This window comes from Peribacillus sp. NPDC096622 (assembly GCF_044762665.1).
Taxonomy (GTDB): Bacteria; Bacillota; Bacilli; order Bacillales; family DSM-1321; genus Peribacillus; species Peribacillus frigoritolerans_B.
In genome coordinates, this window is the sequence record NZ_JBIWES010000004.1 from 297,807 (window position 1) to 316,231 (window position 18,425).

At 36.8% G+C, this 18,425-nt stretch carries 12 protein-coding genes and 5 pseudogenes; 5 read left to right on the forward strand and 12 right to left on the reverse strand.

Annotated features, from left to right (window positions below; genetic code table 11):
• Positions 1-86: 86 nt before the first annotated feature.
• From ACIQYG_RS10310 to ACIQYG_RS10335, 6 genes and pseudogenes are all read right to left on the reverse strand, one after another.
• Positions 87-2,021 (reverse strand): glycoside hydrolase family 32 protein, encoded by a 1,935-nt coding sequence (locus tag ACIQYG_RS10310; protein WP_402837912.1) that lies wholly within the window; start codon positions 2,019-2,021, stop codon positions 87-89.
• Between the two features lie 78 nt (positions 2,022-2,099).
• Positions 2,100-3,125 (reverse strand): annotated as a pseudogene (locus ACIQYG_RS10315) (glycoside hydrolase family 32 protein); the annotation flags it as partial.
• 64 nt (positions 3,126-3,189) lie between these two features.
• Complete coding sequence (locus ACIQYG_RS10320) at positions 3,190-4,092, reverse strand: ABC transporter permease (RefSeq protein WP_225988884.1); 903 nt, start codon at positions 4,090-4,092, stop codon at positions 3,190-3,192.
• Between the two features lie 80 nt (positions 4,093-4,172).
• Positions 4,173-5,738, reverse strand: coding sequence for a sugar ABC transporter ATP-binding protein (locus tag ACIQYG_RS10325; protein WP_402837671.1), 1,566 nt, complete (start codon positions 5,736-5,738; stop codon positions 4,173-4,175).
• A gap of 81 nt (positions 5,739-5,819) precedes the next feature.
• On the reverse strand, positions 5,820-6,800 hold the full coding sequence (locus tag ACIQYG_RS10330) for an ABC transporter substrate-binding protein (RefSeq protein WP_402837673.1): 981 nt from the start codon (positions 6,798-6,800) through the stop codon (positions 5,820-5,822).
• A gap of 559 nt (positions 6,801-7,359) precedes the next feature.
• Positions 7,360-8,112, reverse strand: a complete 753-nt coding sequence (locus ACIQYG_RS10335; RefSeq protein ID WP_402837675.1) for a DeoR/GlpR family DNA-binding transcription regulator — start codon at positions 8,110-8,112, stop codon at positions 7,360-7,362.
• 732 nt (positions 8,113-8,844) lie between these two features.
• On the opposite strand from ACIQYG_RS10335, the pseudogene ACIQYG_RS10340 reads away from it, so the two are divergent.
• A pseudogene (locus ACIQYG_RS10340) lies at positions 8,845-9,036 on the forward strand (TetR-like C-terminal domain-containing protein); the annotation flags it as partial.
• 204 nt (positions 9,037-9,240) lie between these two features.
• Here the strand turns inward: ACIQYG_RS10340 and ACIQYG_RS10345 are convergent.
• Positions 9,241-9,381, reverse strand: a pseudogene (locus ACIQYG_RS10345) (LysE family translocator); the annotation flags it as partial.
• A gap of 190 nt (positions 9,382-9,571) precedes the next feature.
• Positions 9,572-10,204 carry an FMN-binding negative transcriptional regulator gene (locus ACIQYG_RS10350; RefSeq protein WP_402837915.1) on the reverse strand — a complete coding sequence of 211 codons (633 nt, stop codon included), beginning with the start codon at positions 10,202-10,204 and terminating at the stop codon, positions 9,572-9,574.
• A gap of 131 nt (positions 10,205-10,335) precedes the next feature.
• Here ACIQYG_RS10350 and pdxR point away from each other — a divergent pair, with 131 nt between their 5' ends.
• Positions 10,336-11,721 carry a MocR-like pyridoxine biosynthesis transcription factor PdxR gene (pdxR, locus tag ACIQYG_RS10355; protein ID WP_402837677.1) on the forward strand — a complete coding sequence of 462 codons (1,386 nt, stop codon included), beginning with the start codon at positions 10,336-10,338 and terminating at the stop codon, positions 11,719-11,721.
• 24 nt (positions 11,722-11,745) lie between these two features.
• Positions 11,746-12,020: pseudogene (locus ACIQYG_RS10360) on the forward strand (DMT family transporter).
• 105 nt (positions 12,021-12,125) lie between these two features.
• Here the strand turns inward: ACIQYG_RS10360 and ACIQYG_RS10365 are convergent.
• A complete protein-coding gene (locus ACIQYG_RS10365) occupies positions 12,126-12,734 on the reverse strand; it encodes an FMN-binding negative transcriptional regulator (RefSeq protein ID WP_402837679.1) in 609 nt (202 codons plus the stop codon).
• Positions 12,735-13,265: 531 nt separating this feature from the next.
• On the opposite strand from ACIQYG_RS10365, the gene ACIQYG_RS10370 reads away from it, so the two are divergent.
• Complete coding sequence (locus ACIQYG_RS10370; RefSeq protein WP_402837917.1) at positions 13,266-14,189, forward strand: LysR family transcriptional regulator; 924 nt, start codon at positions 13,266-13,268, stop codon at positions 14,187-14,189.
• 116 nt (positions 14,190-14,305) lie between these two features.
• Entirely contained in the window at positions 14,306-14,944 is a 639-nt protein-coding gene (locus tag ACIQYG_RS10375) for an HD domain-containing protein (RefSeq protein WP_402837681.1), read from the forward strand.
• Positions 14,945-15,609: 665 nt separating this feature from the next.
• On the opposite strand, the pseudogene ACIQYG_RS10380 reads toward ACIQYG_RS10375, so the two are convergent.
• The 3 genes and pseudogenes from ACIQYG_RS10380 to ACIQYG_RS10390 all read right to left on the reverse strand — a co-directional run.
• Positions 15,610-15,747: pseudogene (locus tag ACIQYG_RS10380) on the reverse strand (aminotransferase); the annotation flags it as partial.
• Between the two features lie 328 nt (positions 15,748-16,075).
• Positions 16,076-17,692, reverse strand: a complete 1,617-nt coding sequence (locus ACIQYG_RS10385; RefSeq protein WP_402837683.1) for an FMN-binding glutamate synthase family protein — start codon at positions 17,690-17,692, stop codon at positions 16,076-16,078.
• A 47-nt stretch (positions 17,693-17,739) separates the two neighbouring features.
• Positions 17,740-18,369: an NAD(P)H-binding protein gene (locus ACIQYG_RS10390; RefSeq protein WP_402837685.1), complete on the reverse strand. Its 630-nt coding sequence runs from the start codon at positions 18,367-18,369 to the stop codon at positions 17,740-17,742.
• Between the last annotated feature and the right edge of the window lie 56 nt (positions 18,370-18,425).

Below are 18,425 nucleotides of genomic sequence, written 5' to 3' on the forward strand. Positions count from 1 at the left end.
GTAAAATGAAAGGCTATCGATCATTTTCGACAGCCTTCATAAACTCTTACTATCAACCCCTCTTTAATAGGGTTGAAATCTAGCCTTTATCTTTTCCATATACTCTTTAAAGGGTATATTTTCAAAGACTTTAATGTAACTTCTCCACCCTTACTATAAATTTGCAATCCTTTACTTGATGGATCCGGGAAAATTTGATCAGAAATAACCGTTTCACCTTTGTTTCCAAACACTTCTACAGCAGATCGGTCAATGAAAATATGCATTTTCACCGTCCCATTTAATGCATTCAACGGTCCGTCATGCTTACCAACTACATTGTTCCCATAATCAAAGCTTCCTGAACTTGAACGGTCTACGAATAACTGTTTGGCGGCAACATCATAGCCAATAGTCGTATATTCAGTTGCTCCTTTACGAACTTGAAAGCCGAATTCAGTTGCTTTTATATCATCTACATCAAACTCAGCTATCATTTCAAATGTATCTTCTGATAGTTTAGATAGGAGATTACTTTCACCAGATATGACTTTATTTTTATATGAAATTTTTTCACTCTTATCTCGAATGGTTTTTAAAGAAACTGGTGTTTGTTTTAAACGTAAACCTTCATCTGTCTGAGTTAACTCCATCTTTCTTGGCAATGTCGTTGAACTTCTCCAAGTCGAAGTTGGTGTATTATTTGCATATTGCCAATTACTCATCCAGCCAATCCAATATTTTTCGCCATTCTTACCTTCAATTCCGCTCCAATCTACTGCGGCATAATAATCTGCCCCGTAGTCAGTCCATAACACTTGATCGGAAGGATTTTCATTTTTAAACGTTTTCCCGTCAAAGGTACCTACAAAATATTGCATACCTGACCCGCCTGCAGGAGCGCCATCATTAATGCTTACCTGTAGTACCCATTTTGTTTTTGAAGGGTCACCATCAATTGGTAATTCGATTAGAGTAGGACATTCCCAAATCCCTCCGTTACTACCATGAGTAGAAGGTATCCACTCTCCAGAAACAGCAGACCAGTCTGTAAGGATGCCGCTTTCTTTTGAATCGTCTTTCTCAGGCTCTTTGACAACTTGGTCTACTTCATTCGGCATGGCCCCTTCATTATAAACATTAACATCATCCATGTTTAAATGACCCCAACCACCTGTAGCTTGGTCTACAGCTTTAATATATAACACTTCTCCAATGTATTTCGAAGCATCCCAGACGTATTTTTGATATTTTTCTTCTTTAAATTTGGTATTGGCTTGTCGAATTAATTCTTGATCATCAGAGGCTCTCACTAACGAAACATAGCGGTTGTTGATATCATTACCACCGCCCAACAGAAAGTTGATTTCTCCAGAGCCATCTAGTTTAAAATATGAGGAGTGCAGTTCACCTGTTGCGTCATCTCCCTTTTGAAGATCAGTAAACCCCCATAAGTGATAGTTTCCTTGGTGGCCGAAATCCCCTCCCCAGTATGATGGTACATTTGTCACATGATCTTTTGTGAAAGCATTACCTTCGATTGTACTCCACCCAGTTAGATCACCTGTCTCAAAATCATGATTAGTAATTTCCTTCTCATTTGTCATGATGTTCTTACCAACTTGAACATCTTGGAATAACGTGGATGAATTCCAAACATTTAAGCCAAAATAGCCTGATGAAAAAGTTGAATCATTTACATCATGAATGAGATTACCATCTAAATAAATTTTAATATTTTTTCCATGAGTGCTTGCTTTTAAATGGTAACTTTTATCTGTATCTAGATTTATTGTTTTTTCAGCTAAAATGGATATGTCTCCATTTTCGATTTTCATGATTTTTATTGTATCGTTTAAAGCATCGATATTCGCCATATAACCTTTTGTTGCATTAGGATCTGCACGAAAAACGAGCGAGCCAGCTCCTTTGCCACCTTTTTCCCCAGATATCTCAATGTTTGCTTCATAAAAAAAGTTATCCCCTGTTTGACCACTCATTACAAAAGCGTCCTCCGTAGAGGTTCCACTTTTTCCATCCATCGTGCTCTCCCAGCTTCCGTTTACATCTGACCATTTTGATAAATTGGTTTCAAAGTTAGATGTATTCTTGAACTCCACATTTCGAAAGGCAACCGTTGAATTCCACGCTGACAATCCATAGTATCCATAATCGAATTCTATATCTGTTTTTTTTATAACAGATTGATCGTTTACAAAGACTTGAATTTGATCCCCATCTGTTTCCACCTTCACATGGTAGGTAGTTGAAGTTTTGAGGGTAAAAGGTTTTCTCATAATTACCTCGTTTGTTCCATCTACATTCTTACTTAATGTTATGATATCGTTTTTGGCATCTAAGCTCGCAACATAGCCGTTCTTTGCACTCCTATCTGACCGAAAAACTAAACCGCCTGCCCCTTCTCTCCCATTCTTCTCATTAAGGGTAATATCTCCCTCATAGCTAAATGATTCACCTGTCTGGGATGACATGGTATAAGAAGTTCTGTCTAAGCTATTTGCTTGTATTCCACCATCTTCGCCGAATTCACTTGCATACTCCCATTCTTTTAAATTTGGTGAGGTATAAAACATAATCTTATCCTTAGCCGCTAACGACATAACCCACTGGTTTGATTCTTCATGCCAAAATACTTTAGGATCGCGCCAATCTTGTATAGGAGGGTCTGGCATTACGGGATTCCCTTTATATTTTTCCCAAGTTCTTCCTTTGTCTAGGCTATACGCTATACTTTGGACTTGCTTATCCCCTGCATGCGTAAAGATGGCAACCATTGCTTCTTTTCCAAAGCCAGCTGTATTATTCCAATCAATAACAGCACTCCCCGAGAAAATCTGACCGTTTTCATCCGGCGATAAAGCAATCGGCAAATGCTCCCAATTAACAAGATCTTTACTGACAGCATGCCCCCAATGCATCGGTCCCCATGTCGTTCCATACGGATGATATTGATAAAACAAATGATATTCACCTTTATAAAAAACCATACCATTCGGATCATTCATCCAGTTAGCTTCAGGAGAAAAATGAAATTGATTACGGTATGGTTCATTATAATACCCAGGGTCTTCTGCATATGCACTATTCAATGGTAAACAAGTGACAGTTGAACATATTAGAAGAATACTAATAATCCTCTTCACTTTTATTTCACATCCCTTTTTTAAAATCTAAACTGACATGTGATCGCTATGCTGGACTATTTCCGCGCAATCGATCTAATAAAACGGCTGCTACAATAACTCCACCTTTTACAACTAACTGCCAATAATAGTTGACATCCATTAGAGTTAACCCATTACTGATTACCCCCATAATTAAAACCCCAATAATCGTTCCTATTATTTTCCCTTTTCCACCTGTTAAACTTGTTCCTCCTAGAATAACAGCAGCAATTGCGTCTAATTCATACATTTGACCAGCAGTTGGCTGTCCAGAAAACAACCTTCCCGCTAAAACGACTCCTCCTAAACCAGCTAGTAAACCACTAATCGAATACACATTGATTAAAGACTTTTCAACCTTAATTCCAGTTAACCGAGCTGCCTCTTCATTGCCACCAATCGCATAAATATGACGACCAAACATCGTATATTTAAGAACAAAAAACATCACAACATATACTAAAGACATGATATAAATAGGAGTGGGGATTCCAAAAATACTTCCACCACCGATGAATTTAAATGTTTCGTTTTGTAAAACAATTGGATAACCACCACTAATGACATAAGCGAGTCCACGAACATATGTGAAGCTGCCTAGTGTAACAATAAATGCTGGTAACTTTGCTTTAGCTGTGAGAAATCCATTAATCAGTCCTACTGCATACCCTACTAGTACGCCTGATAACATCGCAATAATAGGATTAACTCCTGCCGAAGAGACCATGACTGAGATAACGCCAGATAGAGCAACTGTTGCACCAACTGATAAATCAATACCACCAGTTAAAATAACAATTGTCATCCCAGCAGCTAAAATAGCAATAATAGAAACTTGTTTTAATACATTCAATAAATTCGCTGTATCTAAAAAATTTGGTGCTGTAAATGAAAGTACTACACACAATAATAATAAAATCATGATCATGCCAAGCCTATTCCATAAAGAATAAAGGACATTTCCTATATTTAGGCGTTGTGAATGTGTAATAGTTTGCGTATTCCCTCTCATTTCTCTCTCCCCCCTTTGGTAGCCAAACGCATAATTGTTTCCTGTGTAGCTTCTACCTTCGAAAGCTCGCCTGTTAACCTTCCTTCACTCATGACAAGTATTCGATCACTTACTCCCAATACTTCAGGAAGTTCAGATGATATCATTAAAACGGCCAATCCTTCATCAGCAAGCTTTGAAACAATCTTGTGGATTTCAGTCTTGGCACCTATATCAACCCCTCGTGTTGGCTCATCAAGTAGTAATACCTTTGGTGCAATTGATAGCCACCTAGCAATCACTACCTTTTGTTGATTCCCACCACTTAAGTTTGATACTTGCTGTTCTGGGGAAGCTATTTTTATATTTAAGTCTTCAATATATTGGTTAGCGCTTTCATTTGCTTGCTTCCAACTAACAATTCCTGCTTTAGCGTGTTTTTTCAATTCAGCCATTATGATGTTCTCTTTTACGGACATTGATAAAAATAACCCTTGTTCTTTCCTGCTTTCAGGCACATGTGCAATCCTATTAGCAATAGCATCTATTGCGGATTTGATTCTAACAGATTGACCATCAACCAATATTTCGCCACTTTTCAACTCGGACAAACCGAAAATAGCCCTAACCAATTCTGTTCTACCAGCTCCAACAAGCCCCGCTAAACCAACAATTTCACCTGGGTAAATTTTTAAAGATACATTCTTTACAATCGTGTTATCAGAAACATTTCTCAATTCAAGTACAGGTGAAACTCCCCTTTGATTTTTTGTACCAAAAGCTTTTGACCGATTAAACAAGTCCTTTAAATCCCGTCCTACCATTAGCTTTACAAGATGATCAGGATTTGTCTCTTCAATCGGCCCGCTTGCAATCCATTCGCCGTCACGTAATACAGTGAACCTATTAGAAATTTTAAAGATTTCTTCCATTCTGTGAGATATATATACAATAGCAACTCCCTGCTTTTTCAAATCATCAATAATTTCAAACAGCTTTTTTATTTCTTTATCTGTTAAAGAGGCGGTTGGTTCATCCATTATGAGTACCTCTGCATTAAAGGATAATGCTCGAGCGATCTCAACCATTTGTTGTTGAGCAACACTTAATGTCGAAACCAATTGGCGAGGATTTAGATTCGACCCCATTGATTCTAACACCTCTTGGGCACGTTCATGGACCTCATTCCATTTCACCATTCCTAAACCATTTCTAGGAAAGGTCGAACCCATTAAGATATTTTCACTTATTGTTAAATTAGGAGAAAGGTTTAACTCCTGATGAATAACACTAATTCCTTTGTTCCTTGCATCAGTAGGGTCCTTCCATAAAATTGGTTGACCTTTTAAGTAGATTTTCCCACCATTGTCATCAGGTGTATGAATGCCTGCGAGGATTTTCATGAAAGTTGACTTCCCAGCGCCATTCTCTCCCATTAATGCATGTACTTCACCTGGATAAAGTTCAATTCTCACATTGTTCAATACGGTTACACTTGAGAACGTTTTACTAATCCCTTCCATATTCAACACTGGCTTTTTTAGACTTTGTTGGCCTTTAAGGGACATTTCATTGACAGCCATACCTTTATCTCACCCCTTATATTGATTTGAATAGGCTGATGAAAGGAGGAATCCTTATCAGCCTATTTTATTGAAAGAGGCTTACCAACCTTGGTAAGAATCTAATGTATCTTGAGTTACAATCTCAACTGGAACTTTAATAAGCTCCTCAACTTCTTCACCATTTTTCACTTTCATTCCGATTTCAACAGCTTTTTTGATCATGTTACTAGGTGACTGAGCTGAAGTTGCAAAAATTGTACTTCCTTCCTTTGCCATTGCTTCTGTGGCTTCAGGAGCACCGTCTACTCCGACAATGAAAAATTCATCTTTACGATTCGCTTGCTCTTGAGCAATTTCAACACCAATTGCTTCTGGATCATTAATCGCAAATACAGCGTCAATAGAGCCCGATGAATTAGCTTGTAAAATACTTTCCATCACCGTTAATGCCTTTTCGCGATTCCCTTCTCCATTTTGCTTCGCAATTACTTTTATTTCGGAATCCTTTATTGCATCTTCAAATCCTTGAATACGATCAGATACAGCCGAAACAGGAGGTCCATCAATAATAACTATTTTTCCTTTTCCACCTAATTGTTCAACCACATATTCTCCGGCTAGTTTACCAGCTTGATAGTTGTCTGAAGTAACAGTGGCATCGACACCACCTTCTGCATTAGTATCTACAGCAACCACTGGAATATCAGCAGCTTTGGCCTGTTGAACAGCTGCCGCAATTCCTTTTGTATCAACAGCATTTAAAAGAATAATATCTACCTTTTTCGTAATAAAGTTTTCAATTTGAGCTGCTTGTTTTGCTAAATCATATTCAGCGCTTTCAACTAGTACTTCAGCACCTAATTCTTTTCCTGCTTCTTCAGCACCTTTACCCATGGAGACGAAGAAAGGGTTTGCTAAACTACCCACCGCTACACCGATCGTTAATTGTTTATTACCTTCTTGTCCTTCGTTACCGTCTGTTGATCCATTTGATGATTCACCAGCCCCACTACATGCCGTCATCGCTGCAATTACAAACGCCAAAACTAGTATTCCAAGTACCCTTACATATTTCACCATATTAATCCCCCTAGTTATTGAAGATGAAAATAATTAGCTACAGAACGAGAAATTGTTACCGCTTTCAATTCCTTAAACTAGATCACCTCCTTAAATGAATATTTTTGGTTGAAATAATGGTGATATGGTTGATTTTGATAGTTTTCACATTGACATCTCAATTGAATGATAACGCTTTCATCTTTTGGATAACAATATAATTACCTTTTACACATTAGAATTACAATTGAATGAATTTGATTGTTTTTGGTTTATTTTGATTGATTTTGATTATATTAAAACTGTTTATGATTGTCAATAGTTCCAATTTTCCCAAAAAATATATTAATAACATAAAATATTAAACTTTCAAATGGGATGTTTAATACATGGAGCAGATTTACCCTCATTGTTAATTGGCCACATTACAATAAATCAAGCATTCTTTATTATATTGATACAACAAAGGGGAAAATCCTCAAAAAATAATTTCAGAATCTCCTAAAAAAAGCCGGTATTCTAATGTCTGAATCAGACAGTTTGAATACCAGCTTTCCTTCAACGATAGCAAATTTAGTTTTTAGTCCCTCACAATAATTATCTCCGTTTTCTCCTTATATTTTCCTAACGTTATTGTACCTTCTTCATTCGTAATAACTTTTGTCTGGTTTAAATCTGCAAACTTAGAAAATGATACTTCTCCAAATTTTGTATGATCTGCTAATACAAAGGCCTCACGTGACAAAAAAATGGCTCTTTCTTTCATTTGCGCCTCTTCTGGATCTGGGGTAGTCAATCCAAAATTATAATGAATAGCGTTCGTACCCATGAAACACTTATCAAATCTGTATTTTTTTATACTTTCGTATGCATAACGTCCAACTGTTGCTTTGGTAATCTTTTTAACAAATCCACCAATAAAATATGTACATATATCATTTTCAAGTAATGCATCTAAATGATCAATTCCGTTTGTAATGACAACGATATCTTTTTGTCTTAAATGTTTGATCATTTGATACGTTGTTGTTCCAGCATCAAGATAAACACAGTCGCCGTCCATAATTAGTTCTGCCGCATATTTTGCTATCTTAGCTTTTTCCCCAAGGTTCTGCGTTATTTTCTCAAACACACTTGGTTCGTCTCGTTTACTATGTAAAAGTGAAGCTCCACCATGTACACGTTTTAAGTAGTTCTGCTTTTCTAATTGATCTAGATCACGACGCAAAGTAGATTCTGAAGTATTTGTTAATTCTACTAGCTCATGAATCTTAACATTCTTCTTTTCTTTTAATAGCTTTAAAATTAATTGATGCCGTTCCGTAATAAGCATGATATTGCCTCCCCGTATTACACTTCTGTTTAAATGTTCTTCGTGTATTCTAGTTTATTAATTTTAGTATATAGAATTTTGCAGTGACATGTAAGAACCTATTAGAGGTACCCCCATAAGAAAAAGGAGCTTTAATCAGCACCTGGCAATGAAGTAACGCACCTGTTTGTTGAATAAACAATTTAAAATCCATTACCCTGGAATATTATTCTCATTAATTCTACGGCCATAAAGTAAACTAAACCTACATATATACTAAGACCTAAAGCTAATATTCTCCAAAGTCCTTTCTCACTGAGAAAAGAGAAGAGAAAGATATAATGATTCCACATATCATCACTACACGAAAAGTTGTTACTCCAGGATCAATTACTTGTATTATAGTTCCAGCAAAGAAACAAATAATCAAGGTAATTTAAAGCAAACGAAATAACCCCTAAATATTTTTTCATGATTAACCACCATTCTCCTTTAAATCATTTTACCAAATTGTAGTAAATATGAATTTTTTATTATTGGATTATCTTCCCCCTTTAGTTGTATAAAAAAAGAGACTGTCTAATCAAGAAAGGATACTACCATCCATAGAGGAAATGCTTACACCATTTGATGGGGAGCTTTGTATTACCACCTATATAAATACCAGCATATGAGGCACCAGGTTTATTAAAGACGACACCATAAAAAGTACAGTGTCGGCTTTTCATTTACATATTCTATCTTGTTCTACATAATATCGAAGAGTTCAAAAAAGACGTGGATATAACATAAGGCAAAAATTTTGGTCAAAGCGAAGATGTAGTTGTCGAATTTGCGGCAAATGCTTAAGTAGGTGCAGTGGAATGGTGGCTAAAAAATGGCATGCCTTATCCACCGCAGGAAATGGCAAAAAAAGTAGGGGAACTTTTAGAAAGGAACTTATAATTATATGAAGTTTTTCAGTTTCAACGCAGGTTGTGAAGGAATGTACTTAAGCTAGCGGGCTTTTTCTTCAACGATTTTCCGCAATCGGGCGCGATTGTTGAATATATCCCAATCTCTCAGTGAAATGAGAAATTGGGATATAATTATTTATAAGCTACTCCCCTCTTGTTGAATAAGAGTTATAATCTAGAAATCCAGTTATCTACCCTTGAAAACGTGAACAGAACCACCAAGAGTTACACCAAGAACTGATACTAGGCCCGCTTTCTTCCCTTGATCTATCCTTCTTGCAATAATATACAACACAGCTGGTCCAGGTATTATTAACAATGTAGCAGCAGTAATTACAAATAGCCAAAGATTTGATTGGGCTCCTCCTTGAAGGGGGAGCTTTAACTGCTCATTTGGAAAAGGAATCTGTTCCAACTATTTCATAATGTGCTCTTGTCTTTGTAAGGAATGGTTTTGACTTACCTTGCTTTCTATTAAAAAGTGATAAACACCATTTTTGATTTTTGGGGTGCCACCTTTACAATCATTTTAATAACCCTTTCCGTTGCTCACGCATCCACTGAGCAACTTGAATTTCCCCTTGTTCATTTGATTTTTCAAGCTCTGTAATAATCGCTTTGTAATCGGTGTCATTACGATTTTGACTCATTTTGGCTGCAGCTTGAATGGATGTGATTTCAATTTCAAAGCCAACTATTCCTTTCATTTCACTCTTAAGCAACTCTGGATCAAACGTTTCCCAGGTCCGACCATTTTCGCGGTGAGACTCATAGTGATTAAGCATAGTATCCAAGGAGGAAATCAGCTCGTCTTCAGTGATTACACGTGCTGATCCATACGCATGTACAGCTAGATAGTCCCATGTAGGAACCTCTTCGCACTGATACCAACTTGATGAAATGTAAGCGTGCTGCCCTTGAAAAATCAGTAACACATCACTATTATTGTCTATAGTTTTTTTTTGCATGTTTCCGTATGCAATGTGGCCAGTCGCATAGATTTTCCCGCCATCTTCTCGAATTTCCAAAGGAATATGCGTTGCCATGGGACGATGTTCATCAACAGTAATCAATAAGGCAAACTGGTTAGACTTCATGATTTGTACTGCCTCTTCATTTTTCATACGATATTGCTTAGGAATGTACACAATGATCATCCTTTCAACTTGTATTAAAGTTTTTAAAAATATAAGCATTAAATATATATCCGATAAAAAAATATTATTATACAATTTGACATAAAAAAAGGTACAATAATGAACAAATATATATGTCAGAGGGAATGCAAATGAATAATACCATTTTTACTTTTAATGATAACTCCCCAAAATACAAACAAATCTACGAGAAATTTAAATCATATATTGAACAAGGAGACATTTTGGCGAATGAGCAATTACCCTCCATTCGTCAACTTGCAGATTCCTTACATGTAAGCCGTAATACGACTTTACTGGCATATGAGCAACTTGTTGCTGAAGGGTATATTCGTGGAGAGGGCAGAAAAGGCTATTTTGCAAATGAGTTAGAACCCCTAATATTTCAGGAGCCATTAATCTCTTATAATAAAAAGCAGACTGAGTCCAAGAAATCTCCAGTAGTTAATTTCAGGGCAGATGCCGTTGATCAAACACATTTTCCGTTGAAAATATGGAGGAGAATTGCTAATCAAGTATTAACATTACAGGATAGCTTTCGATACGGGGAACCATTTGGGGAAGAATGCCTGCGCGAACAAATCTCCACATATTTATTCCAATCACGCGGAGTGAAAACAAATGCAAATGCAATTATTATCGGAAGCAGTACCCAACAAATGCTTGTATACCTTGGGCATATACTGAAGGATGAATTCCAGAGTATTATAGTTGAAGACCCTGGTTATGACGGTGCTAGGGAAGCTTTTCAATTCCATCGTTTTATGTTTGAAACTTTGCCGGTTTATGAAACAGGTGCTGAACTTTCACAATTAGAACAAATGAAATCACGATTAATCTATGTAACCCCTTCCCATCAAAGTCCAATTGGAGTAAGCATGTCTATTCAACAACGGCAATTGCTTATTCATTGGATTAACAAGATTCGTGGATATATTATTGAAGACGATTATGATAGTGAATTTCGCTATACACAAAAACCATTTCCTGCTCTTGCCTCCATTGATTCAGCAAGAGTCATTTATTTAGGAAATTTCTCGAAGTCCTTTCTTCCAGGAATTCGTTTAAGTTATATGGTCTTGCCACAGCCATTATTAAATCGTTTTAAAAATCAGTTTCATCATTTTGAAGCTACTACCTCCCTGCTTAGCCAGCTTACAATGGCTAAACTTATGGAAGAGGGAGAATGGAGTCGACATATTAAACGAATGCGCCTTGTTTATAAAAGAAAAATGCAGCACCTAGTATCCACATTAAAAGAGCAATTCGCTCAAAATATATCAATTATTGGTGAACAATCTGGTTTGTACGTATTAGTCAAAGTACATCTGAAGCATTCAGAAGAATGGTTAATTCAACAAGCTTCCTTTCATGGCGTTACAGTGTACCCTACGTCCCTCTACTTCATTAAAAATAACACCGAAGGACCAATGGTTAAATTAGGTTTCAGTAATCTTTCCGCCGATGAAATTGATGTGGGTGTGAAACTCTTAAAGAAGGCATGGTTAAAAGAATAACTCCACAATTCTTTGAACAAACGAATTGTAGCTGTTTTATTGAACAAAAATAATCTTCATAGGGACCTAATAGGAAATCTCTAGCCTTATTAGTTATTGGATTTGGAGCGAGCTTCACATTTTTATCCTATGCAATGGAAACACTTCCTATGGGGACAGCTTATGGAATATGGGCGGGAATTGGTACGTCAGGTGGAGCAGTATTTGGAATGATTTTATACAGAATCTAAAGATTGGAAGGGCTAGTTATTATTTGGCTGGTATTAAGTGCAGCTTTAGGTCTAAAACTTGTTTCTTAATAAATAAATTGAAGGATAATTTTAAGCCTAATTTCCATATGAAATTAGGCTTAATTATTTAACAAATCTTCCACAGTAGTTGAACAAGACAAAATCGGATAACTTTTATTTTTGTAGATTTTTCTTCATAAGAGATGCTACTTCTAAATTATCTTGTTGAGAAGTGTTTTCTAGATGCTTAATTATTTCTTGACGTTCAACAGGGTGATTTTGACTTAATTTAGCTTTCGCTTCAATTTTTGTGATTTTTATTTTAAATGCTACAATCCCTTTACTCATTCCTTCGATAAAACTGGAATCTATATCGTTTAAATTGTATGTGCTTTTTGGACTTTCATATTTGTTCACCATATCATTCAGGGAATCGAATATGACTTTTTGATCTTCGTCAATCTCCATCTTTCCATATAAATGGATCGAAACATAATTCCAAGTAGGAACTGCCATCGTTGTTTCATACCAAGACGGAGATATATAACAGTGAGGACCTTGGAAAACCGCAAGAACTTGTTGGTATTCTATATCCTTCCATTGTTCGTTTGGGCGGGCAAAATGACCATATAAAGCACTTTCAACTTTATTTAATATGAGTGGAAGATGGGTAGCGTACGGTTCCCCATTGTGTTGAGAATATAAAGTGGCAAAGCTGTACTTTTCGATAAAATCATAAATTATTTCTTCATCCTTGAGTTGAAAATGTTTAGGTATATACATGATTTACCTCCTCCTTAATAAAGCCTTTGTACTTTGCGGCTATCTCCAATTTTTAAAAACTAAGTATTATATGAGATATTTTATTATGTATACTGACATCTAAAAAGGTACAATTATTAATAATTGTACATGTCAACCCTTTTGGATCTTCTCCGCGGATATAGCCTGTATATGATAGTAATAATGAAAATTCATTGATTTCACCTTTTATTTTGATGTATATAAACTTACATGTAGTGAATTAATTACGTTTTAAAAAAATAACTTCAGCCGTATAAGGACCTGTACCTCAATTTGAAGCAGTAATTAAATGTGATTTCTGTTTAACCGGGCCCGACAGGTTATCCAACATCATAGTGAGTTATTTATGAATCAAAATAACAGATAGCTAATGGTGTTTTTTAATTGTACCCAGCAATCAGGCCAAATTATGGAATAATCCCTTCAAATAAAGTAACTTTATAACTAGATTATTAATTGGAAGCAAACAGATAGCCAATAATTATTCTCATTAGAAAGGATTGAAATAGTATCGAATTAAGACATTTAGAATATTTTTTAATGGTCAGTAAAGAACTACATTTTACAAAAGCTGCTGAAAAATTAGGAATTTCGCAACCAACTTTAAGCCATCAAATTAAAATGCTTGAACAAGATGTAGGCTATGCACTTTTTAACCGTATTGGTAAGAAGATTGAACTTACTAAGGTAGGAGAAATTGTACAACAAGAAGCATTGAATATTCAAAATTCCTTACAATGTATTTCTTCTCAAATTAAAGCACTTGCAAAAGTAGAAATCGGGGAATTGAAAATTGCTGTGTTACCAGGAGAAATAACTGATTTGGTAACTACTTTGTGTATTAAATTTAACCAATTATATCCGAACATTAGAGTGTTTATTCAAAGTACGGATCAAGTGGAAAAGGCTGTTTTAGAGAATCAAGCTGATTTTGGTATTGGTTTTGAATTCAATCGTTATGATATGTTGCTGGTGACGAAGTTGTATGAGGAAGAATTTTACCTGATTAGTAATCAAAGTAATGGAGAGCAGAAGGTTTCATTTTCCGATGTTTTAGACAGTTCTCTTATTTTATTTCCAAATATCCATCAATGCAGAAAAATGCTTGATAAAACGAGTCTTGAGGTTGGCAGGCAGATAGAACCTATTGTCGAAACGTCTAGCATTGAATCTATCTTGAAGCTCGTTCGAAATGGGGTTGGCCGCAGTTTTGTTTCGCGTACATTATATGAATTTTATGATACAGAGGATTTATTTTTCCAACGTATTGAAAAACCAACTTTGACTAGAGCTGTTTATCTCGTGATGAAAAAGAATCGTTTTATCAATTATGCAGCACGTAAGTATATTAAGTTATTAATATGTGAAATCGAAAGGCTGCGTTTTCATACAGAAAAAGATGAAATAGCTTCTTTGAAAAGTTCTATATTATAGTTTTTATCTATTATTATCATAGAAATGAATGAATAGATAAATGATAAATTCCTCTTTACAATGAATACAAGTTCATGAAGATGAGAACTATCAAATTGTAAAGGGGATTTTCAATTATGTTTCAAGAAGTAGCAGGTATTAAAATTCCAGATTCTCGATTGGCTAAAGAAGCCGCAGATCTTTTACGTGAGCATGGGGACGACTTGTTGTGGAATCATTCAAATCGTGTATTTTTATTTGGTGCATTCAACGGAAAAAAAAAGAAGCAAAATTATGATTTAGAGTTGCTATATGTTAGTGCATTATTCCATGATTTAGGCTTAACAAAAAAGTTCAGTAGTCCAGATTTACGATTTGAAGTCGACGGTGCAAATGCAGCGAAAAGCTTTTTACAGCAGTATCAAATTCCAGATGAGTCGATTCGTCTTGTATGGGATGCTATTGCGTTACATACGACACCTGGCGTTGCAGAACATAAAGAGTCTGAAGTGGCACTACTCTTTTCAGGTGTTGGTTTAGATGTGATGGGAGATGGCTTTGAACAATTCCCTGACGACTTGCGTGAAGAAATTATAAAAGCCTTCCCACGTAACAATTTCAAGAAGGACATTATTCCAGCGTTTTATGAGGGCTTTAAGCATAAGCCAGAAACTACGTTTGGCAATATGAAGGAAGATATTATTGAATATTTTAGACCGGAATATAAAAATAAAAATTTCTGTGATTGTATTTTGCATTCACCATGGACAGAATAGAGTACAAAAGTGACAGAAAGTTTGTACAAAAAGGTTATATCGACCAAGGTAGCTACTAACTTAATTAAAATGTCCATCGCAGGAGTATGAGTGGTTTTTGGCCAAAAAAGATTGATTAATTTGCATGAATCTATGCTGATTCTTGGTGAAAAAATGAAGCACACGAAAGGCTGGAGTGACGAAAAATCCTGGCTGCCTAGATGAAACTTGGTATTGAACGTGAAGGACTCACACAATCAATGCGCGTCCTTCATTTAATTGAATAATTAGCTGAAGCTGCCCGGAACGGATTATTAATTTCTTCATATTATAGGCTTTTATTAAAAAACAAAAAATAAACAACCAATTAGGTTCCTCCCTTGGTTGTTTATTTTTATTCCCCTGTATTTGAAACAGTAACATTCCACTTTTTAAATTCTATTCTAACCTGAAATAAAAATCGATTAAGACTTTCTATCCCACTTTTTGTCCTGCCAAACGGATGACTTCCTGCAAGACACCTATCGGAAGCTTGCGGGAAACATCCACAAGCTTATATTCTTAAAGCCGTAAAGTAACTTCCCCCTACTGTTAAGATTAATATTTAAATGCCTGAATTCCGCTCTCTCCTTTTGCCCCATCCAGTCCAACGGGTATAGTTAACGGGGTCATTCACACGCACATATATATTGGAGAGAAGCCGCTCCCTCTTCATTCAATAGAATATTGCACGCAACTTTAAGCGCTTCTACAGGAAAAAGCTCTGGAGCTGGAAGTCCCCCCGCAAATGAAATGACTTCTGGTCTTTCTGTTACTTTTACTATCTCACGGGTCTCAGAAGATGAAACTAGACGAGCTCACTTTCCATTTGTAAACAATCCTTCCTTGAAACTTCGATATTTTTAACTTTAATCTCTATTTTATTTGAATATCCAGTCATCCTTCCGTTAAGCTAATCATTACTACTGCTTTCATGATTAGAGACTTGCCCCTATATACATTCCACCAATGCCAAACGCACTTAAATAGCCTTTGCTGCATTGAGCAAAGGCTTACCTTTTTGACGAGTTTCTTCTATATAATAAAACTAAAAATAAAAATCCCGCCAAGCAATTTCGTTTTTCTTCAACCCTTTTTTTAAAAAACAACCCTCTATTTCTGCACTTTTTCCTTATTTCTTAACTTCTCCACTTTTTCGGGAGTGAGGGTGATGTCCCGGACAGGGGAAACTCTTCCCCACTCATCCTTGTGAACGATGTGTTTTCGTTCAAATTTGGTCGGAGTATCTATACCTGCGGCAGCTGCAAGGTTAAATAGCCCCTCGCGGAGGGAAATCACGTAATTGGCGACTCGGTATTGTTTTTCCTCAATAACCAGACCTTCCTGCAACTTTGAATCAGTTGTGGCTACTCCAGCAGGGCAATGGTTTGTATGGCAGATTTCAGCCATGATGCAGCCAACGCTAATCATAAAACCGCGGGCTATATTGACTAAATCTGCCCCCATCGCTAAAGCGACCGCCACTTTATCTGGAGAAGTCAGCTTGCCTGATGCAATCAGCTTGACCCTGTTACGTACACCATATTTTTTTAACATCTCATCTACAAGTGGCAAGGCTGACATAATTGGGAGTCCGACTGCATCTGCAAGCTCCTGATAGGTTGCCCCAGTTCCGCCTTCTCCGCCATCCACCGTGATAAAATCCGGCCCTTTACCTGTATCTCTAATGGTTTTCGTCATTTCCTCAAGTGCATCAAGATCCCCCACAACAATTTTGATACCGACAGGCTTTCCGCCTACATCCCTCATTCTTTCCACAAATTCGAACAATTCATTAAAATTCTTGAATTCATAGAACCGGTTAGGGCTATTGATCGTTTGGCCAGGCTCTACCAATCGGATTTGGGCAATTTCTTCTGTCACCTTTTGTCCTTCAATATGCCCACCTCTGATTTTGGCACCTTGTGCCAGCTTAATTTCAAATGCCTTTACTTGCTCGATTCCACTTTTCTTCTTGAATTCTTCCCAGGAGAACTCCCCACCTGGTGTCCTTACTCCAAACAGTCCCGGACCGATTTGCATCATGATGTCGGGATTTCCGGAAAGATGATATTTGGAAAGACCACCTTCACCAGTATTCATCCATGTTCCTCCTGCAAGCCCTAAACCTCTCGACAGTGCAGTGATGGCATTCTCACCGAGTGCACCGTAGCTCATTGCAGATTGTCCTACGAGCCCCTTTAATTTAAAGGGATTCCGGCATGTTTCCCCTCCGATTATGACAGCATCCTCGTCTCGTAAAAAGTACGGTTCTATTTGTCTATCTTCCCGCTTCTCCTTTCTGGTCAATAGACCTTCCTCATCTACTTCATATACCTTTGTATTGATTTTTTGGCTATTATCTATTCTCAATTCTTCCCGGAGATTGGGAAACATACTATTTCGAATATAGTATCCAGCCTCATTGAAGTCACGTTCCGATCCAAATCCGATTAAGCGCTCCTTATATTTTCCTGCTTTTACAACATCCTCGAATTCCTTTCTTGAGAAAGGGGTGCCTTCATTATTATTTTCAAATAAATACTGCCTAAGTTCAGGACCTATTTGCTCTGTCATGTATCTAATTCTGCCGATAAGGGGGAAATTCCTCAGGATTGAATGTTGTTTTTGTGTATCATCCTTTCGGTAAAAGTACGCTGCGGCCGTAACTGTCCCTATAACGGCAGATCCTTTTAAAACTGTAGGAAGGTAATTTTTCAACTTGGACATTTTATCACCCTTTGCTTCTTATTTTTTGTGCGAGTTACTCAAGTCATCTATAATCTTTGGAGTGCTTCATCAATCAGAATTTCTCCAGAAGTTACATGGAACGTTTTATTAAATACTTCTTTAGTATCCAGCGCTTTTACCAATACAGAAGCAATATCCTCTTTTGGTATCTCGCCTTTGTCATGCAGAATTGATGTTCCAGCTTCAACTTTACCTATTCCCGGCTTATCCACAGGCATACTTGTCCGTATAACCGTATATGTAAGCTTTTCCTGTCTTAATAGCTCTTCTGAGTGGTACTTGACATCGTTTGTACTAGAATCTAAGTTCTCCATTTTTTTTGATCGCATGGTATTCATCAGAACAAAGCGCTTCACCCCATGTTTCTTAGCAGCCTCAACTGAGTCTATTACTGACTGATGGTCAACCAGTATTGGTTTGCCCTCCCCAGTCCGAGGACTGGCGCTACTCAGGTAGATTACTGCTTCACAGCCTGAAAAAGCACTGGAAAAATCCCTACTTTCCAAAGAAACTACATCTCTTGCTCCAAGTTTAACCATTTCCTCTACTTTATTTTCTGCTCCCACCAGTGCTACCGGGCTATGGTGCCTGTCTGCCAGCTGTTTTACAACGTGCTCTCCGGTCATGTCCTCTGTTCCTATTACTAGAACTCTCATTTTAAGACCTCCCTGCTAGTTTCATAATATATATTTACCACTTTAAATTTTAATGA

Excerpts from the sequence above, each read along its gene's own strand:
- ACIQYG_RS10390 (WP_402837685.1), bottom strand. The coding sequence starts at position 18,369 with ATGAGAGTTCTAGTAATAGGAACAGAGGACATGACCGGAGAGCACGTT.
- ACIQYG_RS10320 (WP_225988884.1), bottom strand. The coding sequence starts at position 4,092 with ATGATCATGATTTTATTATTATTGTGTGTAGTACTTTCATTTACAGCA.
- ACIQYG_RS10310 (WP_402837912.1), bottom strand. The coding sequence starts at position 2,021 with ATGGATGGAAAAAGTGGAACCTCTACGGAGGACGCTTTTGTAATGAGT.
- ACIQYG_RS10325 (WP_402837671.1), bottom strand. The coding sequence starts at position 5,738 with ATGGCTGTCAATGAAATGTCCCTTAAAGGCCAACAAAGTCTAAAAAAG.
- pdxR (WP_402837677.1), top strand. The coding sequence starts at position 10,336 with ATGAATAATACCATTTTTACTTTTAATGATAACTCCCCAAAATACAAA.
- ACIQYG_RS10365 (WP_402837679.1), bottom strand. The coding sequence starts at position 12,734 with ATGTATATACCTAAACATTTTCAACTCAAGGATGAAGAAATAATTTAT.
- ACIQYG_RS10375 (WP_402837681.1), top strand. The coding sequence starts at position 14,306 with ATGTTTCAAGAAGTAGCAGGTATTAAAATTCCAGATTCTCGATTGGCT.
- ACIQYG_RS10385 (WP_402837683.1), bottom strand. The coding sequence starts at position 17,692 with ATGTCCAAGTTGAAAAATTACCTTCCTACAGTTTTAAAAGGATCTGCC.
- ACIQYG_RS10350 (WP_402837915.1), bottom strand. The coding sequence starts at position 10,204 with ATGATCATTGTGTACATTCCTAAGCAATATCGTATGAAAAATGAAGAG.
- ACIQYG_RS10335 (WP_402837675.1), bottom strand. The coding sequence starts at position 8,112 with ATGCTTATTACGGAACGGCATCAATTAATTTTAAAGCTATTAAAAGAA.
- ACIQYG_RS10330 (WP_402837673.1), bottom strand. The coding sequence starts at position 6,800 with ATGGTGAAATATGTAAGGGTACTTGGAATACTAGTTTTGGCGTTTGTA.